Below are 15,743 nucleotides of genomic sequence, written 5' to 3'. Positions count from 1 at the left end.
ACTCGCCTCGTCCCGGCTCGACTTCTTAGTCGGGTCGGCCAGTTGCTCATTTTCCTCTTGATGGCCCTGGGATTCATCCGGTCGCGGCTACAGCCTGCAGGTTCGCTCAGCAGCTCAGACAGGACGCTCTGATGGAATGCTGGCCTCTCCCGAGGGGGGGAGAGACGCGAAACGCGTCAGCTTGCGGCGAATCACCCGAACTGCGTGCAGGAACGATAAGCGATCGGGATCGACATCCCCCTTCAGGGCCGCTTCATGCATCAGGCCGCGGATGGAAAAGTGGGCCATCATCATCCCGTAGAACTCCTGTCTGACCAGGTCAGGCGTCTTGCTTCGAAGGGTTACCTGGCGACCCCGGAGATGGGTCTTCAATTCATCGAACGCACTCTCGATCTCCCATCGCTCGTGATAGAGGGCAGCCAATTCCCTGGCTGGGGCTTTCTCTGGATCGAGGATGGTAGTCGCCAGGCGGTAGATCGGTTCCGCTCCCTCCATCCCCTCCAGGGTGTATTCCACAACGCGGACCCGAATTCCATTCGTGGACTTCTTCCGGTCATACCAATACTCGTAGAAGGTGCTCAGGTAGCTTCCATCCTGCAGTTGCTTCTCCCTGGGCAGGTTCATGTCCTTACGCAGGCGCCAAAGGAGATCAGCCCCGGTTCCTTGGGCCAACTTCCATAGCTTGAAGCAATTGAATCCGCGATCGGCCAGGCAGAGCATCCCTGGTTCGAGCAGGGGTAACACGTCCTCCGCCAAGGCAACCTCTCCGACCTCATAGGAATCTACGCAGCTCCCGAACATCACATGGGTCCCAAGCTCGCAGAGGCAAACAAACCGGACCTTCGGGAATGCGACTTTGCCTCGTGATGACTCTATGGATCCGAAGGCTGCCTCGTTCTCAGCCTCATCTGGAACATCAAGGGTGCTTCCGTCAATGCTCACCAGCCGCCAGTTTCGAAACCAGGCACCCCGTGTCTGAGGCGTCGCGATAGGCTTGACGATCTCGTCGTGAAGCACCTTCATCGGTTCCCAACCAAGCCGAATTCGGGCCTGGGAAATGCTGGATTTGTGGGAGACCTTCGGCTCGACAGCCTTGTCCATCAACCATTGGACGCCTTCCAGCAGGCACCTCAGCACCTCACCGTAGGAAGCCTGCATGAATAACGCGAGAGCGATCACGTAGTAGACGACGACATGGGCGGGGAGGTCCCGTTGCCGCGCACTGGTCCTGCCTGTGCGTTTTAAAACATCGTCAACGTGGGTTCGGGGGAAGGTCTTTGCCACTACCCCCAAGCTCATGTAATCGGTGATCCGACTCCCTGCCGGGAGCGTCGCCGCAGTCCTCGCCATGGTCGCCTCTTCTTGCAACTATAGGCTACCGAGGCGTCTTGGCAAGGCTTGTACCGACAGTATTGGCCCTAGGGTGTGTTCGTAATCTAGGATAGTAATGGCTAATACCCATCCGTGCCGGAGCATGGAGGAGCTGGAATAGTGAGTCTGTGCTGCAGTGCCTGATGGCGCCGCGCATTCGCAGCATCCTATTGGAACGCGGAGGCGCGGCGGATCTCGCTGAGGCTCGCGGAGAAAGGATCAAGCCCTTGTATGTATCACCCGCTTGATTCCACCGTCTGTGAAAGGCCACTGACGGAAATTGAGGAGCAGGCCGACCTCCATTCCGCTGAAACGCAGCTGGGTTTTCAGTTGCGCGAAGTGGGCATCCATCAGTTTCTCGACCGCCTTAGCCTCCACGACCACGAGGTCGTCAACCAGCAAATCCAGCCGGTAGGCCCGCTCAACCACAAGCCCCCTCCACTCGATATCCAGGAAAACCTCCCGCTTCACCTTATGGCCGGCCAGTCTCAGGGAGTGCGCCAGACAGACCTTGTAGGGATCTTCCAGGAGTCCGTGCCCCAGAGCCTTCTGGATCTCGATGGCCTCCCCGATGATGGCCTGGGTGATCTCCTTGTGCGGATGATCCTCCCCGTCGACCTCTCCCCAATGCCTTCCCATCACGCCTCCCGTTGGGACGTGTCATTGGGAGGTGGCAGGTTCCAGGAGCGCTTTCCTCCGCGACCCTCTGCGAGATCCTCCGCGCCTCCGCGTTTCATAGGATCAATGAGGATCCGGAACGCTTGTCACCCTCCGCTCATAGCCTCAGCCAGATCACGATGCAGGCCAAAGCCACCTGGGCTGAGAAACTTCGCGCCGTTTTGTCGAACCTGGTGGCCAGCGCCCTGAACTGTTTGAGCTTGGCGAACCCATGCTCGATGGCATGGCGGGCCTTGTATAGGTGTGAGTCCCAGGCCGCCGGATTCTTGCGCCGGGGATGAGGTGGGATGACGGCTGTCGCACCCATGGCCTCGATCGCCTTCCTTACCGGGTTCCCATCGTAGGCCCGATCTCCGAACACGTACTCTGCCTGCCAACCGCACAGCAATCCTTCAGCAGACCGGCTTTCATGGGCTTGCCCCGGAGTGACCAGGAAATCCAAAGGATTACCGTGGGCATCGCAGATCAAATGGATCTTGGTCGAGCATCCACCCCGAGATCGTCCGAGCGCCTGGTTCCAGAGCCCCCCCTTTTGCCTGCTGAAGGTTGATGAGCGCGAATGATGGTGCCATCCGGCATGACCCACTCCAGGTCGGCTTCCTTGCGCAGGAACTCCAGGATCCTTTGCCACACGCCGCGCTTGGTCCAGGCCTCAAATCGCGTGTACACGCTTGTCCAAGGTCCAAATTCCTCCGGCAGGTCCCTCCACGGCGCCCCAGTCCTGTGCCTCCACAGGATCGCCTCCACCATGGGACGGTTGGGGTGACGGGATCGCCCCATCCCTCCACGCTCTGGCGGAAGGAGCGGTTCAAGCTTTGCCCGCATGGCATCGGTCAGGAAACTTCTCGGCATCGTTACCCCAGGAAAATTCGTGGTGTACGAGCCTTTACGTATGAGTACAAGTTAACTATTTATCTAATCTATAGATTCCGAACACAGCCTAGTTCAGCGCCTGGTAGGCGGCCTTCACCCGCTCGTGGACGTGGCCGCAGACCAGGTCGCACACGTCGCCCACCAGGGGCATGACGGGGGAGAAGAAGACGGCGTTGCCCTGGGGTTCGCGGCTGGCCAGGCCCACCCGGACGAGGAAGGCCAGGTGCTTGCTCGCGTTGGCCTGGGACAGGCCGGTGCACTCGGCGATGGCGCCCTGGCTCATGGGTTCGCCGTTCTCCAGGAGGCAGCGGAGGATCTTCAGGCGGGACGGGTCCCCCAGGGCCAGGAAGAGGCGGCTCACCTCTTCGATCATGGGGTCGGTCATGGCCTTGTGGGGGGGCATTCAATCTCCGTTACGCGCATACAATCATATGTTCGGCGACATCCCCTGTCCAGGCGCCCTCCGGGCGGGCAGGTCCCGGGGCCGTTGACAGGGGCGGGAGGCAGCATAAATTGCTCATACACCCCTCCGTTCCGGCGTGCCTTCCGGCATCCCCAGCCCCCGGCCTGCGCGGACCTCCCTTCGTTCCGACCGGAAGCCCCGGATGCGCTCCCTGCTCAACCGATGGATCCTGCTGCACCTGGCCGTCCACGTGACGGTGATCCTCGCCGTGGGGGACGTGGCCTGGGCCACCCTGGCGCCCCCGCTCCTGTGGACGCCGCTCTTCGCCCTGGCCTTCTACCATCCCTGGCTCCTCCAGCCGTTGGCGTCCCGGCGGGGCTGGCTGCTGTTCTTCCTGGCCTGCCTTTCGGCCTGGACCCTCCTGTCCGGGGTCTACCGGGTGTTCCTGGGCGCGTATCCGAACGCCGGCACCCTGGAATTCATGGCCAATCGGCCGGATTACGCCTGGGTGCTGGCCCGGGACCGCGTCGGGCCCTGGCTCCTTCCGGCGGTCCTCCTGGGGGCGGGCGGGGTGGCCTGGGTGGCCCGGGGGGTTCCGGGCGCCCCCCGGTCCCGGCTCTGGAAGGGGGTGGGGCTGGTCCTGGCCATCGGGCTCCTCCTGGGGTTCCAGCGGGTGGACGCCACCGGGCGCGGCATGGCCCCCGATGTGATGGCCCTGAGGACGCTGGTGGAATTCAGCCCCCGACGGGCGCGGGCCAGCGGCTTCGTGCGGGCCATGACGCTCACCCGTCCGTCTGCGCCCCAGGGCCCGCCGCCACCCTTCAACATCCTCTTCATCGTGAACGAAAGCCTCAACGCCGACGGCCTGGACCCCATGCTGCGCCCGGCCCTCAAGGCCCGCCTGGACCGCGGGGAGATCCTGGCCTTCCCCAGGGCCTACGCCTCGGCGTCCATGACGGACCTGTGCCTGCCCTCCCTCTTCACGGGGGTCGCCTCGGCCGAGCCCATGGAGGGGTTCTACCAGGCGCCGCTCCCCTGGCACCGGGGCCGGGCCCACGGCATGGCGACCGCCTTCTTCTCCGTCCAGCGCATGGAGGATGGGGACCTGGCGGACCTCCTCCTGGTGGACGGGCTGGATCAATGGCGCGCGGCGGACCGGGAGCCCTTGCCCCTGGTCAACGACCTGGGCTGTCTGGACGGCAACCTCCTGCCCTGGTTCCGGGACTGGCTGCGGAGCACCCAGGGCCGGCCCACCCTCACGGTGCTCCACTTCAACGCCACCCACGCGCCCTACCTGCAGGTGCCCGGTTTCACGCCCTGGACCGCCGACGACGTGGCGCGCCTGCGCCCGTCCGTGCTTCCGCTCCGGCGGGCGTCCCTGGCCCGGTACTGGAACGCCATCGCCTACCTGGACCACCTGCAGGAGGAGGTCCTGCGGAGCCTGGAGGAGGCGGGGCACCTGGAGGACACCTGGGTCATCTCCACCTCCGATCACGGTGAGAATTTCGACGGGCCGGCGATCGCCCGCCAGGAGGATCTGCGGCCCGCCACCCTGCAGGTGCCCCTGTGGATGCGGCTGCCCCGGGCCTTTCCACGGGCGGCCCGGGAAGCGCTGGCGGCGAACCGGACCCGCCTCACCAGCAACCTGGACCTGATGCCCACCCTGGCGGACGCCCTGGGGGATCCGGACCCGGGCCACCTGGGCGCCAGCCTCCTGCGTCCGCTGAAGGCCTATCCGCGCCAGGTGGTGGCCGACAACCAGGGGGAGATCCGCGTCCGGAGGCCCCGCACCGTGGGCCTGGTGTGGGAGGAGGGGGACGGTACCCAGGCCACCTGGCGCTGGGTCAAGGGCGAGGGAACGGCCTGGGAAGGGCAGAGGGCGGGCGGCTGGGAACCGGTCCAGCCCACCCCCGCCCAGCGGGGACGGGTCCGCCGCACGCTGGCGGCGATGCCCGTCCTGCTGCGTTCGGGGGCCGAGCCGGACTGAGGGGCGGGTCTGGCCCTCAGGTCAGAGGTTCGTCCAGGGGCCGAGGTTGTGGACCTCGGTGAAGCCCGCCCTGCGGAGGATCGCGCAGGCGGATCCGCTGCGCATGCCGGAGGCGCAGCAGGCCAGGACGGGCCGGGTCCGGTCCAGTTCGCCCAGGCGGGCCTTGAGGTCGCCCAGGGGGATGTTCCGGGCGCCGGGGGCGTGGCCCGCGGCGAATTCCCCGGGGCTCCGGACGTCGAGGACGACGGCGCCCTGCTGGCGCAGCTCCTGGAGCCGCTGGCGGGTCATGGGCTCGGCCTGGGCCCGCCGCCGCATGAGGAGGTACCAGGCCACCCCGATGAACAGGGCGGCCAGGAGGGTGAGGTCGGAGGTGGACAGGGACGGCATGGCGATCCTTCAGGAACCGGAGCGGGACCCGAGGGCCCAGACGGTGCCGACGACGGCGCCGTAGAGGATGGCGCGCAGGGGCGTGGCCGTGAGGGGGCAGGTGCCGGTGCGGCAGCCGATGAGCCTCTGGTACGCGAAGCCCAGGCCGCCGCCGATCAGCACGCCCAGGGCGATGCGCTTGGCGAGGAGGAGGGTCATGGCTTCACGCCGCAGGCGCCCTGGGTGTTCACGCCCAGCCTGGCGAGGATGCTGGACATCAGGCACCAGTTGGTGAGGCCGCTCTGGAGGAGGTTGGCCCCGACGAAGACGGTGAGCCAGATCCAGTTCGGGTTGTGCCAGCGGGTGAGGGCGACGCTGGCCAGGACGAGGGTCCCGGCGACGATGTGGACGATGCGGTCGACGTTCATGGTCTCTCCTTAGCGCGCCGCGTTGAGGGCGCCGGCGAGGACGTCCGCGCTCTGGACGCCCACGAAGCGGTTGACGACCTGGCCGTTCTTGAGGACGACCAGGGTGGGGATGGCCTGGACCCCGAACTGGGCGGCGAGGGCGCGCTCGTCGTCCACGTTCACCTTGGCGACGACGGCGGTGTCGCCGACCTGGGTCCCGACCTGGTCGACGATGGGGCCCTGGGTCCGGCAGGGGCCGCACCAGGGGGCCCAGAAGTCGATGAGGACGGGCTTGGCCTGGTCGCGGACGGCGGGGAAGGTGGCGGCGGTGAGGGTCTGGACGGCGGACACGGTGGAGGCTCCTTGGGGTTGGGTGGTGCGGGAAGCGCGGTCGCAGGCCAGGGCGGCCGCGAGCGCGAGGAGGACGAAGGGGAGGGCGGATTTCATGGGAGCTCCTGGGAGGCGGCCTTCCGCTGGAGGTCCGCGGCGCGGCCCCGGCGGGCGACGAGGTAGTAGAGCACGGGCACGGCGAGCCGGGACAGGAGGGTCGCCGCCACCTCGCCGGCCATCAGGCTGATGGCCAGGCCCTGGAAGATCGGGTCGGCCAGCATCACGCTGGAGCCGACCATGACGGCGGCGGCGGTGAGGAGCATGGGGCGGAACCGCACCACGCCGGCCTCCTCCACGGCGCTCTCGAGGGCCATGCCTTCGGAGAGCTTGAGCTCGATGAAATCCACGAGGATGATGCTGTTGCGCACGATGATGCCGGCGCCGGCGATGAAGCCGATCATGCTGGTGGCGGTGAAGAAGGCGCCCAGGGCCCCGTGGGCGGGGATGATGCCGATGAGGCTGAGGGGGATGGGGACGAGGATCACGAAGGGGATCGTGAAGCTCTCGAACCAGCCCACCACGAGCACGAAGATCAGCACCAGGACGGCCGCGAAGGCCAGGCCCAGGTCCCGGAAGACCTCGAGGGTGATGTGCCACTCGCCGTCCCACTTCATGACCAGGTCTTCGGTGGCGGCGGGGTGGCTGAGGCCCAGGCGGACGACGGGCTTGCCGTGGGTGCCGGGGATGGCGTCGATCTTCTTGCCGAGGGCCGCCAGGGCGTAGACGGGGCTCTCGATGGTCCCGGCCAGGTCGCCGAACACGTAGGCGACGGGCATGAGGTTCTTGTGCTGGATGTCGGCCTCCTCGCGGCCCTCCTTCACGGTCACGAGCTCGGAGAGGGGCACGGGGCCCCGGGCGCCGGGGACGGTGAGCTGGAGGAGGTCCCGCAGCTCGCGGCGCCGCTCGGGGGCGAGCTGGACGACCACGGGCACCTGGGTGGCGCCTTCCAGGACGTGGAAGGTGCCGGCGGCGTGGCCCTGGCCCGCCATGTAGAGGGTCTGGACCGCATGGGAGGGCGCGACGCCGTGGAGGGCGGCCTTCTCCCGGTCAAGCACGAGGCTGATCTTGGGGTCGGTGGGGTTGAGGGTGGAGTCCACGTCCACGACACCGTCGACGGCCCGGAAGGCCTTGAGGACCTCGGAGGCGTAGCGGGCGCGCTCCTCGGGGGTGGGGCCGTACACCTCGGCCACGACGGTGTCGAGCACGGGCGGGCCGGGGGGGATCTCGACCACCTTCATCCGGGCGCCGGCGGGGACGGTGATCTTCTCCAGCTCGGGGCGGAGGCGGGTGGCGATGGCGTGGCTCTGCTCCTTGCGGTCGCCCTTGCCCACCAGGTTCACCTGGACGTCGATCATGCTGGCGTCCTGGCGAAGGAAGCTGTGGCGGACCATGCCCACGAAGGTGAAGGGAGCCGCCTCCTGGCTGTAGACCTGTACGTTGCGCACGACGGGCTCGGCCATGAGCCGCTTGGCCACGCGCTGGCCCAGGGCGAGGGCGTCCTCCCGGGGCGTGCCCGCGGGCAGGTCGAGCTGGACCATGAATTCGGACTTGTTGTCGAAGGGGAGCATCTTCACCTTGACGACGCCGGTGCCGACGAGGGCCATGGCCCCGGCCAGGAGGGCGGCGACGCCCACGAAGAAGCCCAGCCGGACGCGTCCGTTGGTGAGCAGGGCGCGCATGACCCGGCGGTAGGCGCGGGTGCCCCAGTCCTCGGCGCCCTCCCCGGGGTGGTCGTGGGCGTGGCCGGGTTCGGCCGGGGCGTTCTCGACGGTGGCCGGGTGGAGGCCGCTGGCGTCGGTCTCGGGGAGCTGGGCCTCCTTGCGGAAGATCTTGAGGGAGGCCCAGGGGCTGATGACGAAGGCGATGGCCAGGCTGAAGAGCATGGCGAGGCTGGCGCCCACGGGGATGGGCCGCATGTAGGGGCCCATCAGGCCCCGCACGAAGGCCATGGGGAGGATGGCGGCGATGACGGCGAAGGTGGCGAGGATGGTCGGGTTGCCGACCTCGTCCACGGCCTCGACGACGGTGGCCGCGAAGCTCTTCCGGGGCCCGGGCAGGTGCATGTGGCGGTGGATGTTCTCGACCACCACGATGGCGTCGTCCACCAGGATGCCGATGGAGAAGATGAGGGCGAACAGGGTCACCCGGTTCAGGGTGTACCCGAACAGGTAGGTGAGGAGCAGCGTCAGGGCGAGGGTCACGGGGACCGCCACGCCGACGACGACGGCGGAGCGCCAGCCCATGGCGAGGAGGATGAGGGCGATGACGGAGAGGGTGGCGATGAGCAGGTGCTCGATGAGCTCGTTGCTCTTGTCGCCGGCGGTCTCGCCGTAGTCGCGGGTCACGTCCACCTTGAGGGCCCGGGGCAGGAGGCCGCCCCGGAGGGCCTCGACCTTCGCCAGGGCGGCGTGGCTCAGGGCGGTGGCGTTGGCGCCGGCGCGCTTGGAGAGGGTGACGGTGACGGCGTTCTCGAGGCTGCCGGCGGCCCCGAAGAGGACGACGGGGGGTTCGGGATCGGGGCCGTCGCTCACGCGGGCCACGTCGGCCAGGTAGATGGGACGCTGGTTGCGCACGGCCACCACGAGCCGGTCCAGCTCCCGGGCCTCCAGGACGAAGCCCGTGGCCTCCAGGCTGGTGCGGCGCCCGCGGTCGACGAGGGCTCCGGCGGGCAGCTGGGCCTCGGCGCTCTGGAGCGCCGGCTGGAGCTCAGCCAGGCTGACGTTCAGGGCCCGGAGCCGGTCCGGGTCGGGCTCGATGCGGACCATGCGGCGGGCGCCGCCGATCACCTTCGCCTGGGCGGTGTCGGGCAGGGTGGACAACTCGCGGGCCAGGGCCTCGCCGAGGCGGCGGAGCTGGCCCGGGGTCTGGCCCTCGCCGTGGAGGGTGAGGGTCAGGAAGGGGACGTCGTCGATGGTCTGGAGGCGGACGATGGGCTTCATGGCGCCCGCCGGCAGGATCTCGGGATGGGCTGCGAGCTCCTGGTGGACCTTGACCAGGCTGGGCTCCTGGGGCTCGTTGACCTTGAAGCGCACCGTGAGGAGGGCCATGCCGGGCCGGCTCGTGCTGTAGAGGTACTCCACCCCGGGGATGCCCCAGAGGCGCTTCTCCAGCGGTGTGGTGACCTGGGACTCCACCTCCTTCGGACTGGCGCCGGGGTAGGGGACGTACAGGTCCACCATGGGGACGATGATCTGGGGCTCCTCCTCCCGGGGGGTGAGCACCACGGCCATCACGCCCAGGAGGAGGGAGGCGAAGACGAGGAGGGGCGTCAGCTTGCTGCGGAGGAAGGCCTTGGCGAGCCGGCCCGCGAGGCCCAGCCGCGCGGTGACCTGCGTGGGTTCCATGCTCATTTCACCACCTCGATGGGCTGCCCATCCGTGAGGGCGCCGGGCGTGTCGATGACCTGTTCACCCGCGGTGAGGCCGGCCCGGACCGGGACCACCTCGCCGCGCGCGTCGCCCAGGGAGAGCCAGCGGAGCTCCGCCTTGCCGTCCCGGGCCACGAAGACCCCCGTCAGCTCGCCCCGGGTGACCAGGGCGGTGCGGGGCACGGTGAGGCCTTCCGCCTTGATGCCGGGGACCTGGATGCGGGCGAAGGCGCCGGTGCGCCAGGCTCCGCCGAGGACGCGGGCCCGGAAGGCGGCTCGGTGGGACACCGGATCGCCGCCGGTGGAGAGGGCCGAAATCTCGGCCGAGCCCTTGGCGCCTTCCGCCTCGAAGCTCACCTTCAGGCCCCTGCGGAGGCTCTTGGCCTCCTGCTCGGAGACGGTGCCTTCCAGTTCAAGGGCGCCCTGGCCCTCCAGGTCCACCAGGGGCATGCCGGGGCCCGCGAAGGCCCCCTCGTCCGCGTAGCGGCGCTGCACGACCCCGGCGAAGGGGGCGCGGATCTGGGTGTAGGCCAGGTTGGCCTTCACGCCGGCCAGGGCCGCCTGGGCCTGGGCCAGCTGGGTGGCCGCCATCTCCAGCTCGCTGGGGGTGCTGGCGTTCTGCCTGGCCAGGTTCTGGATGCGCCGGTGGTGGGCGCTGGCGGCGTCCACGGCGGCCTGGGCGGCCTTGAGGCCCCCCTGCAGGTCCTCGTCGGCCAGGCTCACCAGGAGGGCGCCTTCGGCGACCTGCTGGCCCTCCGTCACGTGCACGCGCCGGATGGAGGCGGCCATGCGGGTGGAGAGGGTGGCCTTGCGGGTGGAGGTGAGGGTGGCGGCGATCCAGCCGCCGTCCAGGGTACCGGCCGGCGCGGCCAGCTTCACCCGGGCGGTGGGCAGGGCGGGGGCCTGGGCGGGCGCCTCGTGCTTGCCGCAGGCGAGGCCCGCCAGGACAGCGGTGAGGGGCAGGATGAGGAGGGTGCGGTTCATGGGCTACTCCGTGACGCCTTCGATGGGTTGACCAAGGGCAAGGGCGAGCTGGGCGCGGCTGACGCGCCATTCCAGGCGGCTGCCGAGCAGGAGGGTGCGGGCGCCGGAGAGGCCCGCCTCCGCGTCGAGCACCTCGACGAGGGGCAGCAGCCCTTCCCGGTGCCGGGCGGTGCGGATGGCGCGGACGCTCTCGGAGGCCTCGACGGCCGTCCGGGCGAAGGTGATCTTGGCCTCGGCCGTCTCAACGGCCCGGCGGGCCTCCTCCACCTCGCGGGAGGCCTGGCGGGTCTGCCACTGGAGGCCCAGTTCGGCGGCCCGGGCCTGGGCGCGGGCGGCGCTGACCCGTCGGCTGTCGCCGAAGGAGAAGGTCCACTTGGCGCCCACGGAGGCCGTGGTCCAGTTGCCGCCCTCGCCCAGGGCGTAGCGGGCGGTGCCGGCGGTGAGGTTCAGGCCCACCTCGGGCCGGAGGGCGCCCTTGGCGGCGTCGACGCCGGCCCGGGCGGCCTCGGCCAGCCGCTTGCCGGCCTCCAGGTCGCCCCGCAGACCGGGGCCGCCGGGGAGGGGGGCGCTGGGGGCTTCGAGGTCGGTGCTCAGGTGGGCGGACGCGGTGTCCACGCCCGTCAGGAGGGACAGGGCCGAGCGGGCGGAAGCCGCCCGGGCCTTGGCCTCCGCCAGGCCCGCCTCGCTCTGGGCCCGGAAGGCCTTGGCGCGCTCGCCCTCGGAACGGAGCAGGAGGCCCTGCTCGACCCGGGCGGCCACGAACCGCTCCGTTTCCTGGGCCTGCCGGAGGGTGTCCTCCGCGTAGCGGACGGCCTGGTCCGCCACCTGGGCGCCGAAGTAGGCCTGGGCCACGGCGAGGGCCACCTGCTGGCGCCGCCAGCCCTGGGCCGCGGTCTCGCTGCCGGCCAGGGCCGCCCCGGCCCGGGCGGCGGCGTCGAGGCGCCCGCCCGCGTAGAGGGGCTGCTGGACGGTGAGGGTGGCGCCGCCGCCGGTGATCGCGGCGGGGTGATTGAGGCGGTCGGGCATGAAGTCCATCTGGCTGATGCGCGCCTGGTCCAGGCGGGTGCCGAACACCTGCATGGGTTCGGTGGTCCGGGTCAGGCCCACGCCCAGGGAGACCGTGGGCAGGCGCAGGGCCTTCAGGGCCTCGGCCTCGGCCCGGGCCTTGTCGGCCAGGGCCTCGCCAGCTTGTAAGCCTGTTTGGCCTTTCCAGGCCTGGCGGATGGCGTCCGGCAGGGTGAGGGGCTGTTGGGCCTGGGCCACCAGCGCGAGGAAGGGCGGAAGGATCCGCAGCAGGGAAGGCATGATCGCAGCTCCTACGACATGGATGAGTAGGCGTCCTGGATGCGGCGGGCCACGAAGCCGCACACCAGGTCGCAGACCTCGGGGACGAGGGGGGTGACCGGGGTGAAGAGCACCTGGTTCCCGCTGGGCTCGCGGTTCACCAGGCCCACCCGGGCCAGATGGATGAGGTGCTTGCTGGCGTTGGCCTGGGACAGGCCCGCCGCCTCCGCCACGGCCCCCTGGGCCATGGGGCGGCCGGCGTCCACGAGCACCTTGAGGATGCGCAGCCGGCTCTCGTCGCCCAGGGCGGCGAAGAGCTTGCTGACATCGCAGATGAGGGGGGCCGAGAGGGTCAACCTGTCACTCCTTTGCCTATACAACTATAGGATAATACTCAAGGAGCACTTGTCAACTATTTTCCTCTAAAAGAATACTCCGTCCGACGGCCCCCGGGCGGGGCCTCGGAGGCCGCGCGGACGATCCCCGCCCCGGGGCGGCCTTCCGGCGCTATTGGGCCAGCAGTTCCTCCGCATGCCTCAGCACCTCCGGCGCCGCCATGGGCTTATAGAGGACGAGGGAAGCGCCGGAGCGCCGCAGGCGGGCCTCCACATCCGGATCGCGCGTGGCCGTCAGGACCAGGATCCGGGCGTCGGGGCAGCCGCGCTGGGCCATGCGCGCCACCTCGTCCCCCTTGATGAGGGGCATGTGGTAGTCCGTGAGGACGAGGTCCGGCTTCCACTCCTTGGTCTTCTTGAGCACCTCGAGGGCGCTCATGGGCAGGAAGTCCTCCACCTCGTGGCCAGCCGCCTCCAGGGCGCCCCTCAGGAGGGTGCGCATGAATGCGCTATCGTCCATCACCAGGATGCGGGCCATGGCGGAAGCTTAGCACCGCCCCGGGGCGGTTGGAATGGCGGGTTCAGGGGTGGAGGAGGCCGGCCAGGACGGCGCCCAGGGTGGCCCCGCCCACGAGGATCCAGAGGAGGAGGCCGTGGAGGAAGGGACGCAGGCCCACCTTCCGGAGGGTCTCGGCCGTGAGGCCCGACCCGATGAGGAAGAGGGTGAGGACGAGGCCCTGGCGGGCGACCCGGGCGACCATGACGCCGGGCTGGTGCAGGACGGGCACGTACGTGGCCAGGGCGGCCGCGACCAGGAACCCGAGGATGAACCAGGGCCGCTTGCCCTTGGCCTTGCCGCCCTCCTTGCGGACCAGGCCGATGCCGAGGGCGACGGGCACGATCCAGAGGGCCCGGGCCAGCTTGAGGGTGACGGCGATCTCCAGGGCCTTGGGGCCGTACGAGAGGGCCGCGCCCACCACGGAGCTGGTGTCGTGGATGGCCAGGGCCGACCAGAACCCGAAGGGCGCCTGGTCCATGTGGAGGAGGTGCCCCACGGCCGGGAAGACCACGAGGGCCGCGGCGTTGAGCAGGAAGACCGTGCCCAGGGCGACGCTGGTCTCGTGCTCCTCGGCGGAGAGGACGGGGGCCACGGCGGCGATGGCGCTGCCGCCGCAGATCGCCGTGCCGGCGCTGACGAGGATGCCCGTGTTGCCGGCCACGCCCATGCGGCGGGCCAGCCAGATCCCCAGGGCCAGGGTGAGGAGGATGGTCACGGCCGTGTAGCCCAGGCCGTGGAAGCCGGCCCGGAGGACGACACGCAGGTCCATGCCCGCGCCCAGGCCGATCACGGACCAGGCGAGGAGGCGCGAGGTCCACCGCTTGAAGAGGGCCTGGTAGGGGTTGCCCAGGAGCAGGGCGAGGAGAGCGCCGCCCACCAGGGCGGTGGCCGATCCGGTCCAGGGCAGGAGGGTGGCGGCCGCCGCCAGGGGCCAGAGGAGGCGGGCCAGGGTCGTCCGGTCCATGGCTCAGGCTCCGCAGGCCGAGGTGCCATCCTCGCCGCAGGCGCGCTCCGCTGCCAGGCCGGCAGCCGTGCCCTTCCACATCTGCCAGCGCTTGTAGCCGCCGGAGAGGTTGCGCACCCGGAAGCCCAGCTGGGAGAGGAGGCGGCTCGCCACGTAGCCCCGGAGGCCCACCTGGCAGAAGACCAGGTACTCCTTGGCGGGGTCCAGGTCGTCCAGGCGGTCCCGCAGCTCGTCCACGGGGGCCAGCTCGGCCCCGGGGATGGTGCCGGCCCGGTGCTCGGTGAGGGTCCGCACGTCCATCAGGACCTGGTCCTCCCGGAGGGTGGCCAGTTCCTCGGGCTCCCACAGGGCCACGTCCCCGCGCAGCACGTTGGCGGCGACGAAGCCGGCCATGTTGATGGGGTCCTTGGCGCTGCCGAAGGGGGGCGCGTAGCAGAGCTCCGCGTCCTCCAGGTCGAAGACCGTGAGGCCGCCCCGCATGGCCGTGGCGAGCACGTCGATGCGCTTGTCGGCGCCGGCGGCGCCCACGGCCTGGGCGCCCAGGAGGTGGCCCTCGCCCGGTTCGAAGAGGAGCTTGAGGCTGATGGGGTGGGCCCCGGGGTAGTAGGTGGCGTGGTCCGCGGGGTGGACGTAGATCTTCCGAAAGGGGACGCCCAGGCGCTGGAGGCCCTTTTCCGTCTGGCCGGTCATGGCGAAGGCCAGGTCGAAGACCTTGCACACGGCCGTGCCTTGGGTGCCCTTGTACGTGCTGGGGCGGCCGAAGATGTCGTCCGCGGCAATGCGGCCCTGCCGGTTGGCGGGGCCGGCCAGGGGGATGAGGGCGGGGCCGTCCAGGACCGCGTCCCGCACCTCCACCGCGTCCCCCACGGCCCAGATGCCGGGTTCGCTGGTGCGCATGTGCTCGTCCACCCGGATGCCGCCCGTGGGGCCCAGCTCGAGGCCCGCCTTCCGGGCCAGGGCCGTTTCGGGGCGCACCCCGATGGCCAGGATGGCCAGGTCGCAGGCCACCTGGCTGCCGTCGGACAGGAGGGCCCTGAGCTCGGCCCCCGCCTCGAAGCTCTCCACGGAGCAGCCCAGGCGCAGGTCGACGCCGTTCCGGCGCAGTTCGTCGTGGAGGGGCCCCACCATGTCGGGGTCGGCCACGCTCATGACCTGCTCCAGCCGCTCCACCAGCACCACGTCCAGGCCCCGGTGCCGGAAGGCCTCGGCCATCTCCAGGCCGATGTAGCCGGCGCCCACCACGAGGGTGCGCCGGGCGTCGGCCAGGGCGGCGAGGATGGCGTCCATGTCGCCCATGTTCCGCAGGGTCCGCACGCGCGGGTCGGCGGCGCCGGGGATGGGGGGGCGCACGGGCTCGGCGCCGGGGCTCAGGACCAGGGCGTCGTAGGGCACCTGGCGGGTCTGGCCGGTCTTGAGGTTCCGGACGGTGACGGTGCGGGCGGCGGGATCCACCGCTTCCACCTCGGTGTTCACCTGGACCTCCAGGTTGAAGCGGGCCATGAGGCTCTCGGGGGTCTGGACGAGGAGCTTCTTCCGCTCGGGGATCACGCCGGCGATGTGGTAGGGCAGGCCGCAGTTGGCGAAGGACACGTAGGGCCCGCGCTCGAAGAGGGTGATCTCGGCCGATTCCGAGAGCCTGCGGGCCCGGGCCGCGGCCGAGGCGCCGCCGGCGACGCCGCCGACGATGACAATCCGTTTGGAACTGTTCATGATGCCCTCAAAGAGCCTGGCAGGCAGTTGCATGCCTGGGTGATTGAATGATTATATAGGTTCCA

15 protein-coding genes and 1 pseudogene are annotated in these 15,743 nt (G+C 69.9%); 1 reads left to right on the top strand and 15 read right to left on the bottom strand.

The features are described from left to right. Positions 1-114 precede the first annotated feature (114 nt). From R2J75_RS11910 to R2J75_RS11895, 4 genes and pseudogenes are all read right to left on the bottom strand, one after another. The gene (locus R2J75_RS11910; protein WP_316410146.1) at positions 115-1,350 is read right to left on the bottom strand and encodes an IS4 family transposase; all 1,236 of its coding nucleotides are present in this window, start codon (positions 1,348-1,350) and stop codon (positions 115-117) included. Positions 1,351-1,590: 240 nt separating this feature from the next. Next, the gene (locus R2J75_RS11905) at positions 1,591-2,010 is read right to left on the bottom strand and encodes a GxxExxY protein (RefSeq protein ID WP_316410248.1); all 420 of its coding nucleotides are present in this window, start codon (positions 2,008-2,010) and stop codon (positions 1,591-1,593) included. 136 nt (positions 2,011-2,146) lie between these two features. Continuing rightward, a pseudogene (locus tag R2J75_RS11900) lies at positions 2,147-2,874 on the bottom strand (IS5 family transposase). Between the two features lie 115 nt (positions 2,875-2,989). Further along, the gene (locus tag R2J75_RS11895; RefSeq protein ID WP_243333190.1) at positions 2,990-3,325 is read right to left on the bottom strand and encodes an ArsR/SmtB family transcription factor; all 336 of its coding nucleotides are present in this window, start codon (positions 3,323-3,325) and stop codon (positions 2,990-2,992) included. A gap of 202 nt (positions 3,326-3,527) precedes the next feature. On the opposite strand from R2J75_RS11895, the gene R2J75_RS11890 reads away from it, so the two are divergent. Continuing rightward, positions 3,528-5,312, top strand: coding sequence for a sulfatase-like hydrolase/transferase (locus tag R2J75_RS11890; RefSeq protein ID WP_316410247.1), 1,785 nt, complete (start codon positions 3,528-3,530; stop codon positions 5,310-5,312). Positions 5,313-5,333: 21 nt separating this feature from the next. Here R2J75_RS11890 and R2J75_RS11885 read toward each other — a convergent pair whose 3' ends face one another. The 11 genes from R2J75_RS11885 to R2J75_RS11835 all read right to left on the bottom strand — a co-directional run bounded on the left by R2J75_RS11885 (position 5,334) and on the right by R2J75_RS11835 (position 15,678). Next, a complete protein-coding gene (locus R2J75_RS11885; protein ID WP_243333193.1) occupies positions 5,334-5,699 on the bottom strand; it encodes a rhodanese-like domain-containing protein in 366 nt (121 codons plus the stop codon). Positions 5,700-5,708: 9 nt separating this feature from the next. Continuing rightward, positions 5,709-5,897, bottom strand: coding sequence for a DUF6132 family protein (locus R2J75_RS11880; RefSeq protein WP_243333195.1), 189 nt, complete (start codon positions 5,895-5,897; stop codon positions 5,709-5,711). Then, the gene (locus tag R2J75_RS11875) at positions 5,894-6,106 is read right to left on the bottom strand and encodes a YgaP family membrane protein (RefSeq protein WP_243333197.1); all 213 of its coding nucleotides are present in this window, start codon (positions 6,104-6,106) and stop codon (positions 5,894-5,896) included. The genes R2J75_RS11880 and R2J75_RS11875 overlap by 4 nt, the downstream gene beginning before the upstream one ends. Before the next feature lie 9 nt (positions 6,107-6,115). Beyond that, positions 6,116-6,532 carry a thioredoxin gene (gene trxA, locus R2J75_RS11870; protein WP_243333205.1) on the bottom strand — a complete coding sequence of 139 codons (417 nt, stop codon included), beginning with the start codon at positions 6,530-6,532 and terminating at the stop codon, positions 6,116-6,118. Beyond that, positions 6,529-9,825, bottom strand: a complete 3,297-nt coding sequence (locus tag R2J75_RS11865; protein WP_243333206.1) for an efflux RND transporter permease subunit — start codon at positions 9,823-9,825, stop codon at positions 6,529-6,531. The genes trxA and R2J75_RS11865 overlap by 4 nt, the downstream gene beginning before the upstream one ends. Then, positions 9,822-10,826, bottom strand: a complete 1,005-nt coding sequence (locus R2J75_RS11860; RefSeq protein WP_279342021.1) for an efflux RND transporter periplasmic adaptor subunit — start codon at positions 10,824-10,826, stop codon at positions 9,822-9,824. Before R2J75_RS11860 ends, R2J75_RS11865 begins: the two co-directional genes overlap by 4 nt. 3 nt (positions 10,827-10,829) lie before the next feature. After that, the gene (locus R2J75_RS11855) at positions 10,830-12,131 is read right to left on the bottom strand and encodes a TolC family protein (protein ID WP_243346554.1); all 1,302 of its coding nucleotides are present in this window, start codon (positions 12,129-12,131) and stop codon (positions 10,830-10,832) included. Positions 12,132-12,142: 11 nt separating this feature from the next. Continuing rightward, complete coding sequence (locus R2J75_RS11850; protein WP_243333211.1) at positions 12,143-12,466, bottom strand: ArsR/SmtB family transcription factor; 324 nt, start codon at positions 12,464-12,466, stop codon at positions 12,143-12,145. 151 nt (positions 12,467-12,617) lie between these two features. Then, positions 12,618-12,983, bottom strand: a complete 366-nt coding sequence (locus R2J75_RS11845; protein WP_316410245.1) for a response regulator — start codon at positions 12,981-12,983, stop codon at positions 12,618-12,620. A gap of 43 nt (positions 12,984-13,026) precedes the next feature. Next, complete coding sequence (locus tag R2J75_RS11840) at positions 13,027-13,968, bottom strand: YeiH family protein (RefSeq protein WP_316410244.1); 942 nt, start codon at positions 13,966-13,968, stop codon at positions 13,027-13,029. Between the two features lie 3 nt (positions 13,969-13,971). After that, positions 13,972-15,678 carry an FAD-dependent oxidoreductase gene (locus R2J75_RS11835; protein WP_243333216.1) on the bottom strand — a complete coding sequence of 569 codons (1,707 nt, stop codon included), beginning with the start codon at positions 15,676-15,678 and terminating at the stop codon, positions 13,972-13,974. Between the last annotated feature and the right edge of the window lie 65 nt (positions 15,679-15,743).

The organism is Mesoterricola sediminis (assembly GCF_030295425.1).
GTDB classification, from domain to species: domain Bacteria; phylum Acidobacteriota; class Holophagae; order Holophagales; family Holophagaceae; genus Mesoterricola; species Mesoterricola sediminis.
Note: the sequence above shows the minus strand (reverse complement) of the source record. Positions and strands in the feature narration are given on the sequence as shown.